Consider the following 20204-nt stretch of genomic DNA (forward strand, 5'->3'; position numbering starts at 1 on the left):
CTAGCGCGTCTGCCAATTCCGCCACACCCGCAAAGTGGTGACCCATCCGCGACTCGAACGCGGGACACCCTGATTAAAAGTCAGGTGCTCTACCGACTGAGCTAATGGGTCAAGATAGTGGGGTGGATAATGGGATTCGAACCCATGGCCTCCAGAGCCACAATCTGGCGCTCTAACCAACTGAGCTATACCCACCACAATTATATTGGTGCACCTGGGAGGATTCGAACCCCCGACACGCGGATTAGAAGTCCGCTGCTCTATCCTACTGAGCTACAGGTGCATGTCTTTCTGGAGCGGGTGAAGGGAATCGAACCCTCGCGACTGGCTTGGAAGGCCAGGGCTCTACCACTGAGCTACACCCGCATTTCATCGGCTGACAATAAAGAATTATACTACTGTATTAACAGTTTGTCAATAGATTTTAAGAAAAAATTTTTATGGAATTTTATGGATTGAACTTGCACAATATCGGTTTAATCTCATCACCTATATCTAAAATCCCGTAACTTCTGCTACTTCCATTTCTAGGATGTGTTGGACTTCCTGGATTAAAGAATAAAACTCCATCATGTTTAAGTGACATTGGAACATGACTATGTCCAAATAAAGCTATATCTACCCCTAATTCCTTACTTCTATAATACAGTTTATTAACACCAAATTTAACATTATATTTATGTCCATGAGTTAGTAATATTTTCTTTCCTTTAACTTGTATTATTTCCTCTTCTTTCGTATTGTAATCATAAAAGTCACAATTACCTCTTACATTTATTATATCTACTTTTAACATTTCTTTCAGTTTACCTACATCTTTAGAGTAATCACCTAAATGTACTAATAAATCTACATTTTCTATTTTATTTATTTCTCTTAGTATAGAATCTATATTGCCATGAGTATCACTTAATACAATTAGTTTCATTTCAATCATCCTTTTAGTATATTTTCTAATTCTACACGTAATTTTTTTAATGCATTAGCCCTATGACTAATTTTATTCTTTATATCCTCACCTAATTCAGCAAATGTCTTATTATACCCATCTACTATAAATAGTGGATCATAGCCAAATCCCTCATTACCTTTAGGATTTAAAGCTATTTTCCCTAAGCATTCCCCTTCCACAGTTTTATAGCTCTTATCTTCCATTACAATAGCTATAACTGTTTTGAATTTAGCGGTTCTATCTTCAAGCTTTACTCCCTCTAACTCTTTTAACAATTTTCTATTGTTATCCTCATAAGTAGCATTTTCTCCACCATATCTTGAAGAATATATACCTGGTCTGCCATCAAGCTTATCGACAAACAAACCTGTATCGTCTGCAATAACAATTCCATCGACTCTTTTTGATACTTCCACTGCCTTTTTTATAGCGTTCTCTTCTAGAGTATTTCCATCTTCTATAACATCTAACTCTTTTAAGCCCACTTCATCTTTTGATAATATTTCTAAAGGTAACCCCTTTAGTATTTTTTTTATTTCATCTATCTTATGTACATTACCACTAGCTACTATTAATCTAGTTTTGTTCATCTTTAACTTCCCCTTCTTGCTTTTCTTTTCCGACTAACTCTCCTATTTCACCTAGAACTTCTTTCTGAATATTTATTAGTTCTCTATTGCCCTTTTCTGCTAATCTAAGTAGCTCATTTAGATCTTCTCTGCTAAATGGTGATTCTTCACCAGTTCCTTGAATTTCTACAAATTCACCTCTATCTGTCATTACGATATTCATATCAACTTTAGCATTAGAATCCTCTGCATAGCATAAGTCTAAAAGTCTATTTTCTTCAACTATACCTACACTTACTGCTGAAAGAAAATGTTTAACTGGTAAATAGCTAATATCTCCACTTTCATATAATTTATACAATGCATCAACTAATGCTACAAAAGCACCAGTAATAGATGCAGTTCTAGTACCTCCATCAGCCTGTATTACATCACAATCTATCCAAACGGTTCTCTCTCCTAAATCTTCTAATTTCACAACTGACCTTAATGCTCTTCCAATAAGTCTTTGAATTTCTTGAGACCTTCCTTCAAGCTTACCTCTAACTGATTCTCTAACCTTTCTTGTCTCTGTAGAACCAGGTAACATTGAATATTCAGCTGTAACCCAACCTGTACCTGTTCCTTTTAAAAATGGTGGAACTCTATCATCTATCATAGCTGTACATATAACTTTAGTATCTCCCATTTCTATTAAAACTGACCCATGAGGATGCTTTAAAAAATTCCTAGTAATTTTAACTTTTCTTAACTCATCTCTCTTTCTGCCATCTACTCTTAACATCTTTATCTCTCCTATCCATTTTTTCCATAGTCATATTGTTTCCATATATAACTTTATAATAACAAAATCTTCGATTTAAATAAACTATAATTTAAGGAAGATTTTGTTGAAATCCATAAACGAAAATTATTTTTTGTTTTATCCATATTTTAATAAGGTATATAATTTCCTATGGATTATAACAAAATCTTATCAGTTTTCGCTATACAATTTAGTATGTTTGTTAATTAACAGCAAAAAAATAACTACCAGAGAACTGGTAGTTTAATATTCATTAGCAAATACAGGTAAAGTTTCTGGCTGCTCTACTTCAATTCCTGCTTCTTCTAAAGTTTTGCCATCCAATAAAATTTCTACACCAATTATATCCTCAAATTCACCTAAAGTTAACCCAATATTCTTAGCCATCTTCTCAAGAACTGCTTGGTCTTTCACTTCTGCATTATTTTCATCATATATATCTACATAAGCTATACCTTCTTTTATTTCTACACCTTGAAGCTTAACTCCTTCAGGTATGTCACTATATAAAGCAGTGTCTACAGGGGGTCCGTCAAAAAGCTTTTGAAGTGCTGTTAAAATATTAGCTTGTGGTGCAGAAGCAGGTACTGTTACAGGCACATAATATTCATACTCACCATTAGCAGTATTCTTGAAGTAAACTACTACTTTTGACTTTGCTTTAGATGCTGTATCAATAAGATTAATATCTTTTCTTACCAAAGGCTTTCCTATTTTAGTTCCAAATTTTAGACTGTCTACTATCTTACCTTCAATCATAAATTGTACTTTATTTATAGTAGGGAATTCAGTTAATGTATATACAATACCTTTCACAAGATTTTGTTCTTCAGTTTTAGAATTGTAATTCATTATTTCTTTAGAAAAGTCAACTTTACATAAACCAGTTTCTTTGTCTATTGACATACCTCTAATTTGAGTACCTGTTGGAATAATTGGCTCTAAACCAATTGCTCCTATATCTTCTCTTAAAGCTACACTGTCTATCATATTTCTCAACGCTGCTTTAGCAATTCCTTCTTCCCAAGGTATTTGTCTCTTTACTGGAACTAAGTATCCACTCTGATCTTGAAAATATAGAACAGTATCTCTTAATTCTACTTCACTTGATACTTCTAAGTTATCTTCATCACTTCTAACTATATCAACATCTGTTTCCTCTTCATCAGTAAACAAGTTTTTCATCACATCGATTGCTTTACATCCATAAATACTTACACTTAGAGCTAAAATTAAAATTATTACTACGACTTTTTTTATAGACATAAATACTCCCCCTTTGCCATTCTTACTAATATATATTACTGACAAAGAGGGAGTATGATTATTTCGCTTCAAAATATCTGATAATTCCATTAACTATACCCTGAATAGCTTTATTCTTATATTCCTCTGTAACTATTTTTTTCTCCTCATCAGGGTTAGTTACAAATCCTAACTCTAATAATGCTGCTACCATTTTTGTTTCTCTTACAACTACAAGTTTAGGTCTTCTTTTGATTCCTCTATCTAATGCACCAGTAGTCTTCAGCACTTCTTCATGTATCGTTTCTGCAAAAGGATAGTTGTCTTCAGTTTTTACATCACTTAAATATGCAGGGCAATACAAAGTTTGTATCCCAGATATATCTTTATCATCATGTGCATTAAAGTGTATGCTTATAAATGCATCTCCATTGCTTTGGTTAGCTTTTTCTGCTCTATCATACAAGTCTATATATTCATCTTTATCTCTGATTAATAAAGTGTTAAAGCCCAATTCCTTTAATTTTTTCTCTAAGCTTAAAGCATAATCTAATGCTATATCTTTTTCTTTCATCTTAGTTATAGGACCAATAGTTCCAGGATCCTTGCCCCCATGTCCTGCATCAATTATTATTAATTTATCGCTATATTTCTTAATCTTGTCCAGAACTTTTATCTTAATCACATCATCTCTAGTCGATGACAATACAGTATAAGAAATATCTTTTTTAAACTTCACAAATATTTTATTATAGTCACCTATATTTTCAACCTTAATATAGTCTGTCAGCTCATCATTAAGCTCAATTATACCATTTTCTAAATCAGCATACTTTCTAAAAAATCTTATCTCCATCATTTTGCTATTTTCATCATATTTCACATAGTAATTCATCCTTTTGTTAGCTTTAATCTGTAGCAATCGATTTCCATCATCTAATCTTTCAAAGCTAATATTTTTCAACCCATTATCATCAAGAAATAAAATTATTTTATCATCTTCTACTTCAGTAGTTAAATGAGGCTTCACATCCTTCTCTTTTAAGTCTAAAACTACTCTAACTATTTTATCCTGCTCATTATATAATGAATCTGGTTTAAATTGTGATGTTCTAATACCTTTTATAAATTCAGTTTCTATTTCAAGTTTATTATTATTCATTTCTAACAGTGAATCCAAAAGGTCTATAACTATTCTATCAGGTTCATAAAGTCTAAGTATGTTATAATCAGGTCTATTTGTATTATATATTACAACTCCCTTTTTATCTCCTATAGTTTCTAGCTTTATATTACTTACCTTGTTTACAAAATCAATTTCAATTTGTTTATTATCCTTAGACCTGTTAACGTTGTAACTAACAAATCTATCTAATTCTATAACTATTCTTGTTATATCAGGATCTATTGAAAATTGAGAGGCTCTAATCTTTTTTATTGGATACTTATTTGTATCTAATTCTAAAATACCTCTCGAAGCAATAATTTGCTTATTCTCTATATTTAAATTACTTCTAGGTATATCAATTACTAATCTATATGGGTCTTCTAAAAATATATCTTTATATGAAACTAATCCAGTAGTTTCTATTTTAATCTTAGGTAAATTGCCTTCACTTTCCGTTATACTTATATTTGTTACATCTTGTTTTTTATAATCTATTGTTCCAGTCCAAGTTTCCGGTATCCAGCCAACATCAAATCCAAGAGTTTCTGATACAAATCTTAATGGTACCATCGTTCTGTCATTAATAAGTTTTGCTGGTACATTATAAGGTAGTTTTGTAACCTCTCCATTAATAATTACATCTGAACTGTTTATTTTTAATATTATCTCTTTTTCTTGAGTTTTTATAGTAGCTTCATATTTTTCCTGATCCCAGCTAATATCTGCATTTAAGTAGTTTGCAACAAATCTGACCGGAACTAAGGTTCTTGAATTATATAAAATAGGTGGGACATCAGATTTGATTGGTTCACCATTAATAAGGATATTTATCTTTTTTACTTTAATAATCTTTCCGTCAACTGTTACATCTACTAATTCTGGACCTTGTTCAGCATAGGATGCTGGAATTAACAGAAAAAACGTGAGTATAGTAAGTATTATTACAATTAACCTTTTCATCATTTGTCCCCCTTAAAAATATCGTCGTTAGTCTTTCGTCATTCGCTATTCGTCATATCAGCAAGCGAAAAACGAAAAAATTGCTTAATTATGTCTTAAATAGATTTCGACAAAACCCGACTTCTTCCTCATTCAATTCTATTTATATCACTGCAAATACCTTATGTCAACGGAACTTGCAATATTGTAATAGTATTTTAATATTAAGCAAAATAAGGTATGGTTTGTAAAAATAACCATACCTTAAACTTGTTGACAAAGTCATTTTTATCAATGAATTGAAAAATAACGCTCATAGACAAATCTTTAGAGAAAACTAAGATTCATAATTTTGAAAAATCCTAACACACCTAATCAAGACGTCCTGTCTTGTAGGATGCTGGCTTAGCGTCCTGCTAAGCCTACGGATTTTTCTAAAATTATTCATCAAGTTTTCTTTGCTAAAGCTTTGCAATTATTCGCTTTTATTTTTCAATCATTTCTATTTTGTCTACAGTCTGAAGATATAGTTTATAACCATACCTTATCTATACAACTTTATATAATTCGTCACTTTCAGGCGGAAGTATTTCTTTAACAGCATCTTCATCCTCTATTAATATACCTTTTTCTATAATTTCTCCAATTAAACTTACATTAATATTGTTTTTGATAAGCTCTGATATTATTGCGTCTGTCTTTTCTTTAGGCGATATTATAAGCATACTCCCGCTAGATATAAGCTTAAGTGGGTCAATATTAAATAACTTGCATATAGACTTAGTTTCATTAGTCAAAGGTATCTTTTTCTTAAACACTTTCAATCCTTTTGATATCGCATTTGCCATTTCCCATATTGCTCCAAGCACTCCACCCTCAGTTACATCATGCATATATAAAGCTCCTTTTTTACTTGCCAAAAGTCCTTCTTTTACAACACTTATCATTTCCATATATTCTTTAGCTTTTTCTATTATTTCATGACTTAATTTGTCTTTTAATTTATCCTCTAAATCATGTGCTATTATTGCTGTACCTTCTAATCCTGCATACTTTGTTAATAAAATTTTATCACCAGTTTTGATAGAATCTTTACTTACAAAATATTCTCTAGCTTGTTTACCTATTACTGTTGTAGATACTACTATTTTATTTACTGCACTTGAAATCTCTGTATGACCGCCAATTATTTCTACATTTAATTTTTCTGCAACTGAACTTGCTTCTCTCATAATTAATTCTATATCCTCTTTTTCTGTACCTTCAGGAGCCAATATAGTCATTAACAAACCTACTGGCTCTGCTCCATTTGAGGCTACATCATTGCATGAAATATGTACTGCTAGCTTACCTAAATTTTTACTTGCACCTGTTATTGGATCTGTTGATACTACACATAAATCATCTCCTAAATTAAGTACTGCACAATCTTCTCCAATACCTGCCCTTGTAACAACCTCATCTCTCTTATATTTTATATTTGAAAATACAATACTCTTTAATAAATCATTAGGTAACTTTCCAATTTTCATCACTTTGTACGCCCCTTTTAAAGTATTCATTCCATTCTTCTGCAGTCATAATCTTATGGTCTGATATAATCGAAATAATTTTTATATCCTCAGGCTTAATGTTGTGAAATATCAATACCTCAGCATCATAACCAGTAGTCTTATCTTTTCTTACTTTCAAATTTTCTACAAAACTTAAAGATGTGTTCCAATAATCTTTTATCAACTTTTTACCTCTATTTTCTAAAAATATTTTTGCATAATTAAAATTCGGAACATCTTTGAGTATAAAAGACTCATATACTGAGTTTGCTAAGTTTTCATTTGCTATCCAACATTTATCCTGATTTATTTTTATTCCCAATATAACTGTATGAGAATGCCAGCAGTGATTTTCATCAAAATTTAAGCTAGCAAAAATAGCTTTTTTCCTTTCTACCCACTGTGGTAATTTGTTTGGTCTAAATTCATCCATAAACTTATGAAATTCTAAATATTTAGTTACATAAGTTGTTTTATCGTCATATTTAATCCCTTCACTAAGTACTGTTTTTAAATCTGTAATGGGTATAATGTGATAGACTAATCTTGTATCTGTATAGTCTGGAAATAACATCTATCCATCTCCTTTTTCTATAATCCATAGGAAATTATATACCTCGCTAAATTGTGAATAATTTTAAATATAATTTCCGTTTATGGATTTCAACAAAATCTGCCTTATACAAATTTAAATCGAAGATTTTGTTCTACTCTTATATATTATTTTCGGAGATAGATAAGTATTATACTTCCAATTATTAATATAACACATAACTTAACTAAATTAAATAACTATGATAAATCAGGGAAAAATAATACTTAGAAAAAATTTTGGAGGTGATATGAATAACTATTAATTGCTTAGAGAACTGTATATATCAAATTGATGGAATATGTACATTAACTCATATAACAACATATTCGGGAAACTCTAAAAGTAACTGTCCTTATTTTAAAAATAAAGATAAATTATACAAAAAAACAAGGAATGGCGGCTAAGCCTCTAAGATGTATGCCCACTTGTATTCAGTATCAACACCAACTGGGAATCTTGCTACACCTTTAACATATGGTTTTTGCAAGAAGTTTCTTGCTCTGAAGTAAGTTGGTGATATAGGCATTTCTTCCATTAATAATTTTTCAGCTTCTAACATATATTCCATTCTTTCGTCGCCAGTACTGTTAACAGCTTTTTCGATTAACTCATCGTACTTAGCGTTGCTCCAGAATGCATCGTTGTTACCACCATCAGTTACCCACATATCCATGAAAGTCATTGGGTCGTTGTAGTCAGCACCCCAACCAGCACCAACTATAGTGTAGTCGCCTTGATCCATTTTTTGAAGACGGATCTTGAATGATACTGATTCGATAGGTACTTCAATACCTAAGTTGTTTTTCCACATTTGTTGTAATGCTTGAGCTAGTTTTCTAGCTAAGTCACTATCTCCAGTTAGATATCCAACATGCTTAGCTAACTCTTCCTTAGTAGCTCCAACTTCTTTTAATCCTTCTTCTAATAACTTGTTAGCTTCATCTATAGCTGCCTGTCCTTTAGTACCAGCATCATAGATTAAATCTCCGTTTTGCTTTCTGAATTCTCCACCAGCTTTTCCTGGGATTCCGCCAGGTACGAAACCGTAAGCTGGGATTGAACCGTTAGCAAGAACTCCATTTACATAAGCATCTCTGTTTATAGCTAATGAGAATGCTTTTCTTATTTTCTTATTGCTGAAGAATTTGTCTTTGCAGTTGAACTCTAAGTAGAATGTAACAGCTTCTGCCATTCTACCGAATTCTGGTGAATCTTTATAGTTATCTAAGAATTCAGCAGGTACTCCAGTCATATCTAATTCGCCAGTTTCATATAAGTTGATTGGAGTATTAGTATCGTTAATCATATCGCATTCGATTCTTTCAAGTTTAACACTGTCAGCATCCCAGTAACTTGGGTTCTTCTCAAGAACTATTTTTTGTTCATGGTTCCATTCAGTTATCATGAATGGTCCACTGAATACCATTTTGTCAGCTTCTGATGCGTAAGCATCTCCCCACTTCTCTACTGCAGCTTTTTTAGCTGGTAGATAAGTGATGAATGAAGTTAAACTTAAGAAGTATGACATTGGTCTTTCTAATTCAACTTGTAAAGTCTTTTCATCAAGAGCTTTGATTCCAACTTCATTTGGATCAGTTATTTCACCTGTATTAAATGCGTATGCATTCTTGATTCCATAGAATTGATATGCATATGAAGAAGCAGTTTTTGGATCTATAGCTCTCTTCCAAGCATATTCAAAATCGTAAGCAGTTATTGGGTCTCCATCTGACCATTTAGCATCTCTTAATTTGAAAGTATAAGTTTTACCATCATCGCTTACAGTCCAGCTCTCAGCTAAACCTTTACCTACGCTACCATCTGGATTAAGTCTTACAAGACCCTCTAAAGTAGCATTTAATAATATGAATGAAACTGTATCAGTTGAAGTTTGTGGATCTAAATCAGGTGGTTCTGTACCAAGATTTATTCTTAATACTTGTTCTTTAGCTAATTTTGGTTCTCCAGTATCAGTTTGAGTTTGATCTTCAGTCTTAGTTTGGTCTTCAGTTGGTGGTTGTTCAGTAGTCTTACCACAACCTGCTAATGCTAGTGATAATACCATAGTGAAAACTAGCGCTAATATAAGCCATTTACTTCTTTTCATTAACTAATCCCCCTTTAATTTTTTATTAAGGATAATAATTTTTTTGGCTAACTTATAAAGTTAATACTCACCCCCTTAAGTTCGTTAAGTGAGAATTTTTTAAAATTTTAAATTTATTCTAAATATTTAAATTCTATACAAACTTAAAAAGTCCTTTATATTTTTTAAAATTTTTTGTTTAGTTTAAAATTTTTGAAAAATCCAAATCTAGTTAGTTCTTGTTTTTTTCGTTTTTTTAATATTGTTTAAGCAATTTTAATTAAAGTATAAAGAAATTTTAACATATTGTCAAGCTAATATTTTTTCTCCAAGCACTAACTATTACTATACTTATGCATGTACATAGACATACATTACACTTTATTTTGTCTATAAATTGAAATAAGGTGCCGAAGCAAATCACTTCGGCAACTTATTAAATCACATGGCATGCTACAAAATGTCCTGGACTTACTTCTCTTAATTCTGGAGTCTGTTCTCTACATATGTCTTTGCATAACTTACATCTAGCCTGGAATTTACATCCTGGCGGTGGATTAATTGGACTTGGAACATCCCCTTCAAGAATAATTCTCTTTCTATTTCTTTCAACTTCTGGGTCTGGAATAGGTACAGCTGATAATAAAGCCTTAGTATATGGATGTAATGGATTATCATATAACTCTTTACTAGTTGTCAGCTCCATAATTGAACCTAAATACATAACTGCAATTCTATCAGAAATATGCTTAACCATACTTAAGTCATGTGCTATAAAAAGATATGTTAAGCCAAGTTTCTCTTGTAATTCCATTAATAGGTTAACAACTTGGGCCTGAATAGATACGTCTAGAGCTGAAATAGGCTCATCACAAACTATAAATTTAGGCTCTATAGCTAAAGCTCTAGCTATACCTATACGCTGTCTCTGACCACCACTGAACTCATGCGGGAATCTATTCGCATGCTCTCTATTTAATCCAACTAACTCTAATAATTCATATATTCTTCTTTGTCGGTCTTCTCCAGTATATAATCCATGTATATCTATTCCTTCACCAATAATATCAGTAACTGTCATTCTTGGATTTAATGATGCGTATGGGTCTTGGAATATCATCTGAGCTTTTCTTGTAAAGTTCTTTAATTCTTCTTTATTTAGCTTATGAACATTCATTCCATCAAATATAACTTCACCATCAGTTGCATCATATAGTCTTATGATTGTTCTACCTGTTGTTGATTTTCCACAGCCTGACTCACCAACAAGACCTAAAGTTTCTCCTTCTTTTATATCAAAACTAATACCATCAACAGCCTTTAATGTTAAGCCCCTGCCCACATGGAAATATTTTTTTAAGTTTCTTACTTCTATAAGTGTTTTTCTTTCTTCAGCCATATCTATCTCCTTCCTTCAACAATAGGATTTTTTACCTTTGGTGCCATTTCATGCTGTAGCCAGCAGTGTACATGATGCTTTTCGCTTATTTGAGTCTTCTCTGGATAGTATTCTTTACATACTGGCATAGCATAATCACATCTAGCTGCAAATGGGCACCCTACAGGTGGCTTAAATAAATCTGGTGGCTGTCCTACTATTGGTACTAGTCTTTCTTTGTTGGCAGCGTCTAATCTTGGTACTGATTGTAATAATCCCCAAGTGTAAGGATGCTGTGGATTAAAGAATATATCGTCACTTGTACCTGACTCTATAATCTTACCTGCATACATAACAACTATTCTATGAGCTATATTAGCAACAACACCAAGGTCGTGTGTTATCATTATGATTGATGTATCTAGCTTGTCTTGTAATTCCTTCATAAGGTCTAATATCTGAGCTTGAATTGTAACATCTAGTGCAGTTGTAGGCTCGTCAGCTATTAATAGTTTAGGATTACATGCTAATGCAATAGCTATCATAGCTCTTTGTCTCATACCACCACTAAATTCATGTGGATATTGCTCAACACGTTTTGCAGGATTTGGTATACCAACTAATTTAAGCATCTCAATTGCTCTTTCTTTCGCTTCTTTTTTAGTCATATTTTGATGCTTAATTAGTCCTTCCATTATTTGTTTTCCTACTTTCATAGTAGGGTTAAGTGAAGTCATAGGATCTTGGAAAATCATACTGATTTCACGACCACGAATTGACTCCATTTGTTTATCTGTATATTTAGCTAAATCTTTTCCATCAAATATAACACTACCCTTTTTAATTCTTCCAGGTGGCATAGGTATAAGTTTCATAATTGATTGAGCTGTAACTGACTTACCACATCCTGATTCACCAACTATAGCTAGAGTCTCTCCCCTATCTACGTGGAAGTCTACTCCTCTTACAGCCTTAACTTCTCCAGCATAGGTATCAAACGAAACATGTAAATCTTTTACTTCCAATAATCTATCTTTATTTTCCACTTTATTAGCCTCCTTTACTTTCTAAGTCTTGGATCTAGTGCATCTCTTAAACCATCACCTAACAAGTTAAAACCAAGCATTGTTATACTGATTAATAGTGACGGGAAGAATAACTGATATGGATGTATTAAAAGTACCTTACTACCATCTGCCGCTAGAGTACCCCAGCTCGCTAATGGTAACGGAAGTCCAAGACCTATATAACTTAAGAACGCTTCTGAGAATATTGCAGCAGGAACCGCAAATGTTATTGATATAATAATTGGTCCCATTGAGTTTGGAATTAAGTGTCTAGTTATAATTCTCCAACCATCTGCTCCTAAAGTTTTTGCTGCTAATACAAATTCCATTTCTTTCAATTGAAGTACCTGACCTCTAACTAATCTGGCCATTCCACCCCAACCTGATATAGCAAAGGCTATGATTATAGTATGAAGTCCTTGACCAATAACAACCATTAAAAGAATTACCCATAACATTTGTGGAATTGAGAATATAATATCAACAATACGCATCATTACTATATCTACATTACCACCTAAATAACCTGAAACCCCTCCGTAAATTACACCTATTGTAAAGTTCAATATGGCTGTCATAAAACCAATGAACAGGGATACTCTCGCACCCATCCAACATCTTACAAATATATCTCTACCTAACGCATCAGTTCCAAACCAGTGTTCAGCTGAAGGTGGCTTATTTATACTCATAAAATCCTGCTCATCAAAATCATAAGGCTGCATGTAAGGTCCTACTAAAGAAAGCACTATTAATAATCCAAGCAATATCATTGAAGCAATAGCTAATTTGTTTTCTTTAAGTCTTCTCCAAGCATCTTGCCAATAAGTCAAACTTGGCCTTACTAACTCTTGTGACTTCTCAATATCTTTGCCGACTATTTTAAACATATCTTTGTTCAGTTGAACTTGAGCCATTTTGCCAACTCCTCTCTATTAGTCTAATCTTATTCTTGGATCTATTAATCCATATGCAATATCAACCAAGAAAATTATGAATACCAATACTGCTGAATAGAATACTGTTGTACCTAAAATCAATGTATAGTCTCTTTGCTGTATACTTTGGATATAGTATTTTCCTAATCCAGGTATACCGAATATTCTTTCAATAATGAATGTACCTGTTAATAATAAAGCTATGATTGGACCTAAAACTGTAACAACTGGTAATATAGCATTTCTTATAGCATGTTTCCAAATAACAACAGTTTTTGACAATCCTTTTGCTTTAGCTGTTTTAATATAATCCTGATTTAATACATCAAGCATACTTGTTCTCATCATCCTAGCCTGGAATGCAATCATCCTCATACCTAACGCCCAAGCAGGTAATATAACGTGATATGGCGTTCCCCATCTTGCAACTGGGAACCATTGTAATTTAACTCCGAACCAATATTGGAATAATGCTGAGAAAACGAAGTTAGGTACTGAAACCCCCAATATAGCTAATAAGATAACGAAATAATCAAAGAATCCCTTATGATTGAGTGCCGCGACAATTCCCAGGAATATACCCATGGTTATACCAAACAAACCTGCTGCCAAACCAAGTTGAGCAGAAACAGGGAATCCTGACTTCAACATACTAGCAACTGTTCTGTTTTTATACTTTAGCGACATACCTAAATCGCCTTGTAATAAGTTCTTTAAATAAGTAAAGTATTGTACAACTAGCGGCTTGTCTAATCCATATTTAGCTTTAAGGTTTTCTAAAATCTCTGCTGGAATCCTTTTTTGGTCAGTGAATGGATCTCCAGGAATAGCGTGCATTAAGAAAAATGTGATAGTTATTACAACCCATAATGTTAGAACCATAGTTCCTAACCTTTTTAGAGTATACTTAAACATAAATACACCTCCATCAATTTTTGCAATGTAAAATACTCAAAATAGAAAAAATAACTCTAAGCTTTATACTCCCCCCCTTTAAAACAAGTTATACAAATTTTATATATAACTATTCTTTATTGTTTATATATTGTGAAATAGTTTAAGATTTCATTAATTTTAAATTTTGCATATTGAGTGACTTGTTCAAATTGTCTGAAATTTTTTACTTTTCTATTTTATGATACTTTATACTCCTTTATTATGCAATTAAATAAGTTTTAATAAAATATTAAGAAAATGTAATATTTAATTCTAGATACTAGGTACTGGGTACTAGAATAGAAAAATGTAAAATTGAAAATGTAAAATGTAAAATAAAACATTATACTATGCATAATATATATATTTGGTACTATATACTGAATTGAACAGAACCTGCGATTTAAAATCAACTACAATGTAGATTTTGCCTATATCCATAAACGAAAATTATATTTAAAATTATCTACAGTTTAATAAGGTATATAACTTCCTATGGATTATAAAAAATAAAATTAAGGCAGTAAATTGGATTTAATCCAATTTACTGCCTTAATTTTTCTAATATTATCTTATTTACTAATTGAGGATTTGCCTTTCCTTTTGTAGCCTTCATAACTTGACCTATCAAAAAACCTAATACTTTTTCCTTTCCTTTTTTATAGTCTTCTACTGACTGTTTATTTTCTTCCATTATTTTATCAACTATGCGTTCTAGTTCAGACGCATTACTCATCTGAAGTAAACCTTTTTCTTTAACTATTATTTTTGGATTCTTTCCTTCTTCAAACATGATTTTTAATACTTTTTTTCCAATGTTGTTACTAATTTTACCTTCATTTATTAACTCTAATAAATCAGCAAATTCCTTATAAGTAAACTTTATCTCACTAATATCCATATTCTTAACATTAAGCCATCCTAAAATATCCCCCATTAGCCAATTGCTAACCTGTTTTGGGTTATTACTAATTTTAACTGTTTCTTCAAAAAAATCAGCTAATTTTTTTGAAGATGTTAAAACCTTCGCATCATATTCAGGCAAGTTATAATCTCTTATAAATCTCTCTTTTTTGTCTTCAGGAAGTTCAGGCAAATTTTCTTTAATATTTTTTATCCAGTTTTCATCCACTTCAATATATACCAAATCAGGCTCAGGAAAATACCTATAATCTTCAACTGTTTCCTTTACTCTCATGACTACAGTTTCATTTCTATTTTCATCCCATCTTCTTGTTTCTTTGAGCGTATTTTTCCCCTGTTCTAACAATTCAATATGTCTCTTCTCCTCAAATTCCATAGCTTTAACAGCAGCCTTGAATGAATTTAAATTTTTAACCTCTGTAATTGTACTCTTTATTCCTGTTTCTTCATCTATAACATTTATGTTAATATCACATCTTAAGGACCCTTCTTCCATCTTACAATCAGAAACCTCAATATACTGGAGTATAGCTTTTAATTTTTCTAAAAATATTCTAGCCTCCTCAGGCGAATTCATATCAGGATAAGTTACAATTTCTATTAAAGGAACTCCACTTCTATTATAATCAAGAAGAATATTTCCTTTTTCATCATAAACAGATTTCCCCGTATCTTCTTCTATATGTATCCTTTTAATTCTTATTTTTTTATCACCGTCTTTTGTATTTATCTTTATATAACCATTTTTACAAAGAGGATTAGAATACTGAGTGATCTGATATCCTTTTACTAAATCTGGATAAAAATAATTTTTTCTATCCATTCTACTTTTATTTGATATTTCACATTTTAAGGCTAAGCCAGCCCTTATACAATATTCTACAACTTTTTTATTAAGTACAGGCAGAGCTCCTGGAAAGCCTAAGCAAACTGGACAGCAATGTGTATTTACTTCTTTGCCAAATTCAGCTAAACAGCTACAAAATATTTTAGTTTTCGTCAAAAGTTCAGCATGTATTTCAAGTCCTATTACTGTTTTATATGCCATTTTTTATCCCTTCCTTTATCTTAGGAGCTCTTCTTTGGAAATTACTATTCTTTTCGTAAGTATATGCAACGCTTAATATATCTTCTTCCCCAAAAGCTTTACCCAATATTTGCATTCCTACTGGCAGGTCATCAATATAGCTACAAGGAATTGTTATAGCTGGTATTCCTGCAATATTGGCTGAAACCGTTAATATATCTGAAAGATACATAGATATAAATTTCTCTTTCTTCTCTCCAATTTTATAAGGTAATGTAGGAGTCGTAGGTGATATAATAACATCAAACTCATTAAATACTTTTTCAAAATCTCTTATAATTAATGTCCTTACTTTCTGAGCCTTTTTATAGTATTCACTGTAATGGCTTGAGCTTAGAAAATAAGTCCCTATCATTATCCTTCTCTTTACCTCATCTCCAAAGCCTTCTGTTCTCGTCTTTACAATCAATTCTTCAACTCCATTATAATTTTTAGCTCTTTTTCCATATCTAACACCATCAAACTTGGCAAGATTTGAACTAGCTTCAGAAGATGCTAAAGTATAATAGGTAGCCAAAGCATATTCTGTATGAGGCAATGAAACATAATCTATTTTTGCCCCGAGTTTTTCAAGAGTTTTAACTGCATCTAATACCTTTTCTTTAATTTTACTATCTATCCTATTATCGAAGTATTCTTTAGGCAGAGCTATCTTTAGCCCTCTGATATCTTTTATTAATGCTTTTGTATAATCAATACTATCATTATCAACAGATGTAGAATCTTTTTTATCAAACCCTACTATACTGTTTAATACAATAGCACAATCCTCTACATCCTTAGTCAAAGGCCCTATTTGGTCAAATGATGATGCAAATGCTACTAACCCATATCTAGACACAAGTCCATATGTCGGCTTTAATCCAACTACCCCACAAAAAGCTGCTGGTTGTCTTATTGACCCTCCTGTAGATGATCCTAGAGCATATGGAACCTCTGATGCCGAAACAGCCGCCGCTGAGCCACCACTTGAACCACCTGGTACTCTATTTAAATCCCAAGGATTTTTAGTAATCTTGAAAGTAGAGTTTTCTGTGCTAGAGCCCATTGCAAATTCATCCATATTAGTCTTACCTACTATAATCGCACCATTTAACTTAAGTTTTTTTACAACGGTTGCATCATATGGTGGTATAAAATTTTCTAAAATTCTAGACCCGCAGGTTGTCTTAATTCCTTCTGTTACTATATTATCTTTAATTCCTACAGGAATTCCTGCTAAATCACTTAAGCTAGTGATATCTTCTTTTATTTTTTTATCTATTCTTCTAGCATCTTCAAGAGCTTTTTCTTTAGTTAAAGTTATAAAGCTACCTACTTTATCTTCTACTTCTTCTATTCTACTAAAAAAACTTTTCACTATTTCTTCTGATGACACTTCTCTGTTTCTTATCAGATCTCTCAGCTCATGAATCGTAAGATTTATTAAATCCACTTTTTATCTCACCTCTAGTTAAATCAGTTGACAGTATACAGAGAACAGGAAACAAATAATAAATAATGTAAGTTGACTGTCAAATTTTCCATTTTCAATTTTTAATTTTTCATTCCTGAAGCCTGTCCCCTGTTCCCTAATTCTAGTACCTAGTACCCAGCACCTAGTACCTAAATTTTAAATTCCCAAGTGTAAAATACCCGTTTCTCACCTCTTCTACATTAGAAAGAACCTTCTCTCTTTCTAAAGAAGGCTCTACAATATCTTCTCTAAAAAAGTTTTTAGAATGATGTATATTATAAGTCGGCTCAATACCTTCTGTATCTATTTCCTTTAATTTCTCAACTAATTCTAAAATCGCTGTCAATTGATTAGAGAATTTTTCTATATCTTTTTCATAAATTTCTAACTTAGCTAATTTTGCTATGCGTTCTATTTCTTTTTGAGAGATTTTCATATAAAATCCTCCTTAAAAATCGTCATTTGTCGCTCGTCATTCGCTATTCGTTAAATCTAATAATATCTAAAAACTCTTTACCAGTAATTATTTTTATACCTAATTCCTTCGCTTTATCATATTTAGACCCTGGATTTTCTCCCACAACTACATAATCAGTCTTTTTACTAACACTACCAGCTACTTTCCCACCCATTTTAGTTATTATTTCTTTTGCTTCTTTCCTGCTAATTCCTTCAATAGTACCAGTTACAACAACTGTTTTACCTGAGAATATAGTATCATTTTTTATTTTCTTTTCTTCATGAACTGGATTTACACCTTCTTCTAAGAGCTTATTTATGTTAGAAATTATTTTTTCGTCTGTAAAAAACTCTATTATGCTATTTGCCACTTTGTCTCCAATATCAGGTATTGCTATAAGCTCTTCATATGTTGCATTCATCAGTCTTTCAAGAGATTTAAATGTATTAGCCAAATCAGTTGAAGTTTTCCTTCCTACATTAGGTATTCCCAATGCAAAAATAAAAGAATCCAATCTACAATTTTTACTCTTCTCAATCGCATTTAACAGATTTTCTGCTTTTTTCTTTCCGAATCTATCTAATTTGATTAGCTCTTCAAATTTTAGCTCATAAAGTTTAGGTATATCTTCAAGACCTAATTCTTCGTATAATTGCTCTGCTGTCTTTTCACTAAAACCTTCTATATTCATTGCATCTCTACTTGCATAATGAACTAATCTAGAAACTAACTGTGGTTTACAAGATAAAGAGTTCGGGCAGAAAATATGTACTCCTTCTTGAATAAGCTCGCTGCCGCAAGCAGGACATTCTTTTGGTTTCTCTATTTTCTTAGGATTTTCACAGCTATCTTCAATTGTTCCCATTATTTCTGGTATTACATCATTAGACCTTCTTATCCATACTCTACAACCAATTGCAACTTTTTTTCTTTGAATATCATCCCAATTATTCAATGTAGCTCTTTTAACAGTTACTCCTCCTATTTCAACAGGCTCAAGTATTGCTGTTGGAGTAACTTTTCCCGTTCTTCCTACATTCCATTCTACACCAATCAATTTTGTCGTCATTTCTTCTGCTTCAAATTTATATGCCATAGCCCAACGTGGAAACTTCTGTGTATAGCCTAAAACCTCTCTTGTTCTCATATCATTTATCTTTATCACAAGTCCGTCTGTCAAAACATCGAGAGAATTCCTTGTTTCCTTTATCTTTTCTATTTCCTCTATAAGTTCTTCGATACTATTAAAAGTCTTTATATATTCACTAACTGGTAGTCTATTTTCTTTTAAGAAATCTATCATCTCAAGATGTGTATTAAAACTTCTACCCTCTATATACCCTACATTATAAAAATAAGCTATTAATTTTCTTTTTGCAGTAACTTTAGGATCTAAATTTCTCAAAGCTCCAGCTGCTGCATTCCTTGCATTCTTAAGTGGTTCATCAGCTGTTTTATTATACTCGTCCAAAACTGATAAAGGCATTAATCCTTCACCTTGTATTTCAACAGTACCTTTAAACTTTATACTTAGAGGTATCGATTTTATAGTTTTTATCTGTGGTAGTATTGCCTCTCCTATTTCTCCATTACCTCTAGTTGCACCTTGAACTAATTTTCCATCTTTATAAGTGAGGTTAATTGTAAGACCATCAAATTTATATTCAACTACATAAGTAGGATTAGGTAATCTTTCTTCATTTTCCCTATTATATTCATTTATTAATCTTCTTACTCTTGCATCCCAATTTTTTAATTCTTCAATGGTTTTACATTTATCTAAACTCAATAATTTACCTAAATGTTTATGCTTCTGAAATTTTTCAAGCGGCTTTGCTCCAACTCTCTGTGTTGGAGAATCACTTAATATTATCCCAGTTTCCTCTTCTAATTTTACTAATTCGTCATAGAGTTTATCGTATTCCTTATCACTGACCTTAGGATTGTCTAAAACATAATAATGATAGTTCAGATCATTTATTATATCAACAAGCTCTTTAATACGCTCTTTTTTATCCATCATCTCACCTTCCTATATTCGTTACT

The 20204-nt window shown here is 31.9% G+C and carries 16 protein-coding genes and 4 tRNA genes; all 20 read right to left on the reverse strand.

Annotated features, from left to right (window positions below; all coding sequences use genetic code 11):
- Positions 1 to 35 precede the first annotated feature (35 nt).
- The 20 genes from BFN48_RS07280 to ligA all read right to left on the reverse strand — a co-directional run bounded on the left by BFN48_RS07280 (position 36) and on the right by ligA (position 20178).
- Positions 36 to 111 (reverse strand) — tRNA-Lys (locus tag BFN48_RS07280).
- Between the two features lie 7 nt (positions 112 to 118).
- Positions 119 to 195 (reverse strand) — tRNA-His (locus BFN48_RS07285).
- Positions 196 to 206: 11 nt separating this feature from the next.
- Positions 207 to 283 (reverse strand) — tRNA-Arg (locus BFN48_RS07290).
- Between the two features lie 9 nt (positions 284 to 292).
- Positions 293 to 366, reverse strand: a tRNA-Gly gene (locus BFN48_RS07295).
- An 82-nt stretch (positions 367 to 448) separates the two neighbouring features.
- Positions 449 to 928, reverse strand: a complete 480-nt coding sequence (locus BFN48_RS07300; protein ID WP_069650249.1) for a metallophosphoesterase — start codon at positions 926 to 928, stop codon at positions 449 to 451.
- 5 nt (positions 929 to 933) lie between these two features.
- Positions 934 to 1542 carry an XTP/dITP diphosphatase gene (locus BFN48_RS07305; RefSeq protein WP_069650250.1) on the reverse strand — a complete coding sequence of 203 codons (609 nt, stop codon included), beginning with the start codon at positions 1540 to 1542 and terminating at the stop codon, positions 934 to 936.
- Positions 1529 to 2305, reverse strand: a complete 777-nt coding sequence (rph, locus tag BFN48_RS07310) for a ribonuclease PH (protein ID WP_069650251.1) — start codon at positions 2303 to 2305, stop codon at positions 1529 to 1531. The genes BFN48_RS07305 and rph overlap by 14 nt, the downstream gene beginning before the upstream one ends.
- Positions 2306 to 2569: 264 nt before the next feature.
- Positions 2570 to 3592, reverse strand: coding sequence for a GerMN domain-containing protein (locus BFN48_RS07315; protein ID WP_069650252.1), 1023 nt, complete (start codon positions 3590 to 3592; stop codon positions 2570 to 2572).
- 58 nt (positions 3593 to 3650) lie between these two features.
- Entirely contained in the window at positions 3651 to 5699 is a 2049-nt protein-coding gene (locus BFN48_RS07320) for an N-acetylmuramoyl-L-alanine amidase family protein (protein ID WP_069650253.1), read from the reverse strand.
- A gap of 527 nt (positions 5700 to 6226) precedes the next feature.
- The gene (locus BFN48_RS07325) at positions 6227 to 7210 is read right to left on the reverse strand and encodes an AIR synthase family protein (protein ID WP_069650416.1); all 984 of its coding nucleotides are present in this window, start codon (positions 7208 to 7210) and stop codon (positions 6227 to 6229) included.
- The gene (locus tag BFN48_RS07330; protein ID WP_069650254.1) at positions 7188 to 7805 is read right to left on the reverse strand and encodes a hypothetical protein; all 618 of its coding nucleotides are present in this window, start codon (positions 7803 to 7805) and stop codon (positions 7188 to 7190) included. Before BFN48_RS07330 ends, BFN48_RS07325 begins: the two co-directional genes overlap by 23 nt.
- 421 nt (positions 7806 to 8226) lie before the next feature.
- Positions 8227 to 9933 carry a peptide ABC transporter substrate-binding protein gene (locus tag BFN48_RS07335; RefSeq protein WP_069650255.1) on the reverse strand — a complete coding sequence of 569 codons (1707 nt, stop codon included), beginning with the start codon at positions 9931 to 9933 and terminating at the stop codon, positions 8227 to 8229.
- Positions 9934 to 10348: 415 nt separating this feature from the next.
- Entirely contained in the window at positions 10349 to 11311 is a 963-nt protein-coding gene (locus BFN48_RS07340) for an ABC transporter ATP-binding protein (RefSeq protein WP_069650256.1), read from the reverse strand.
- Positions 11312 to 11313: 2 nt separating this feature from the next.
- A complete protein-coding gene (locus BFN48_RS07345) occupies positions 11314 to 12336 on the reverse strand; it encodes an ABC transporter ATP-binding protein (protein ID WP_069650257.1) in 1023 nt (340 codons plus the stop codon).
- Positions 12337 to 12350: 14 nt separating this feature from the next.
- Entirely contained in the window at positions 12351 to 13274 is a 924-nt protein-coding gene (locus tag BFN48_RS07350) for an ABC transporter permease (protein WP_069650258.1), read from the reverse strand.
- Positions 13275 to 13292: 18 nt separating this feature from the next.
- A complete protein-coding gene (locus tag BFN48_RS07355; RefSeq protein WP_069650259.1) occupies positions 13293 to 14210 on the reverse strand; it encodes an ABC transporter permease in 918 nt (305 codons plus the stop codon).
- A gap of 565 nt (positions 14211 to 14775) precedes the next feature.
- On the reverse strand, positions 14776 to 16203 hold the full coding sequence (gene gatB / locus BFN48_RS07360) for an Asp-tRNA(Asn)/Glu-tRNA(Gln) amidotransferase subunit GatB (protein WP_069650260.1): 1428 nt from the start codon (positions 16201 to 16203) through the stop codon (positions 14776 to 14778).
- Positions 16193 to 17677, reverse strand: coding sequence for an Asp-tRNA(Asn)/Glu-tRNA(Gln) amidotransferase subunit GatA (gene gatA, locus BFN48_RS07365; RefSeq protein ID WP_069650261.1), 1485 nt, complete (start codon positions 17675 to 17677; stop codon positions 16193 to 16195). Before gatA ends, gatB begins: the two co-directional genes overlap by 11 nt.
- Positions 17678 to 17840: 163 nt before the next feature.
- Positions 17841 to 18134 carry an Asp-tRNA(Asn)/Glu-tRNA(Gln) amidotransferase subunit GatC gene (gatC, locus tag BFN48_RS07370; protein ID WP_069650262.1) on the reverse strand — a complete coding sequence of 98 codons (294 nt, stop codon included), beginning with the start codon at positions 18132 to 18134 and terminating at the stop codon, positions 17841 to 17843.
- 43 nt (positions 18135 to 18177) lie between these two features.
- The gene (gene ligA, locus BFN48_RS07375; RefSeq protein WP_176718848.1) at positions 18178 to 20178 is read right to left on the reverse strand and encodes an NAD-dependent DNA ligase LigA; all 2001 of its coding nucleotides are present in this window, start codon (positions 20176 to 20178) and stop codon (positions 18178 to 18180) included.
- Positions 20179 to 20204: the final 26 nt, after the last annotated feature.

The organism is Caloranaerobacter ferrireducens (assembly GCF_001730685.1).
GTDB classification, from domain to species: Bacteria; Bacillota; Clostridia; order Tissierellales; family Thermohalobacteraceae; genus Caloranaerobacter; species Caloranaerobacter ferrireducens.

Coding starts and splice junctions, on each gene's coding strand:
- BFN48_RS07315 (WP_069650252.1), bottom strand. CDS start 3,592: ATGTCTATAAAAAAAGTCGTAGTAATAATTTTAATTTTAGCTCTAAGT.
- BFN48_RS07340 (WP_069650256.1), bottom strand. CDS start 11,311: ATGGCTGAAGAAAGAAAAACACTTATAGAAGTAAGAAACTTAAAAAAA.
- gatB (WP_069650260.1), bottom strand. CDS start 16,203: ATGGCATATAAAACAGTAATAGGACTTGAAATACATGCTGAACTTTTG.
- BFN48_RS07335 (WP_069650255.1), bottom strand. CDS start 9,933: ATGAAAAGAAGTAAATGGCTTATATTAGCGCTAGTTTTCACTATGGTA.
- rph (WP_069650251.1), bottom strand. CDS start 2,305: ATGTTAAGAGTAGATGGCAGAAAGAGAGATGAGTTAAGAAAAGTTAAA.
- gatC (WP_069650262.1), bottom strand. CDS start 18,134: ATGAAAATCTCTCAAAAAGAAATAGAACGCATAGCAAAATTAGCTAAG.
- BFN48_RS07355 (WP_069650259.1), bottom strand. CDS start 14,210: ATGTTTAAGTATACTCTAAAAAGGTTAGGAACTATGGTTCTAACATTA.
- BFN48_RS07350 (WP_069650258.1), bottom strand. CDS start 13,274: ATGGCTCAAGTTCAACTGAACAAAGATATGTTTAAAATAGTCGGCAAA.
- BFN48_RS07330 (WP_069650254.1), bottom strand. CDS start 7,805: ATGTTATTTCCAGACTATACAGATACAAGATTAGTCTATCACATTATA.
- BFN48_RS07325 (WP_069650416.1), bottom strand. CDS start 7,210: ATGAAAATTGGAAAGTTACCTAATGATTTATTAAAGAGTATTGTATTT.
- BFN48_RS07320 (WP_069650253.1), bottom strand. CDS start 5,699: ATGAAAAGGTTAATTGTAATAATACTTACTATACTCACGTTTTTTCTG.
- BFN48_RS07305 (WP_069650250.1), bottom strand. CDS start 1,542: ATGAACAAAACTAGATTAATAGTAGCTAGTGGTAATGTACATAAGATA.
- ligA (WP_176718848.1), bottom strand. CDS start 20,178: ATGGATAAAAAAGAGCGTATTAAAGAGCTTGTTGATATAATAAATGAT.
- BFN48_RS07300 (WP_069650249.1), bottom strand. CDS start 928: ATGAAACTAATTGTATTAAGTGATACTCATGGCAATATAGATTCTATA.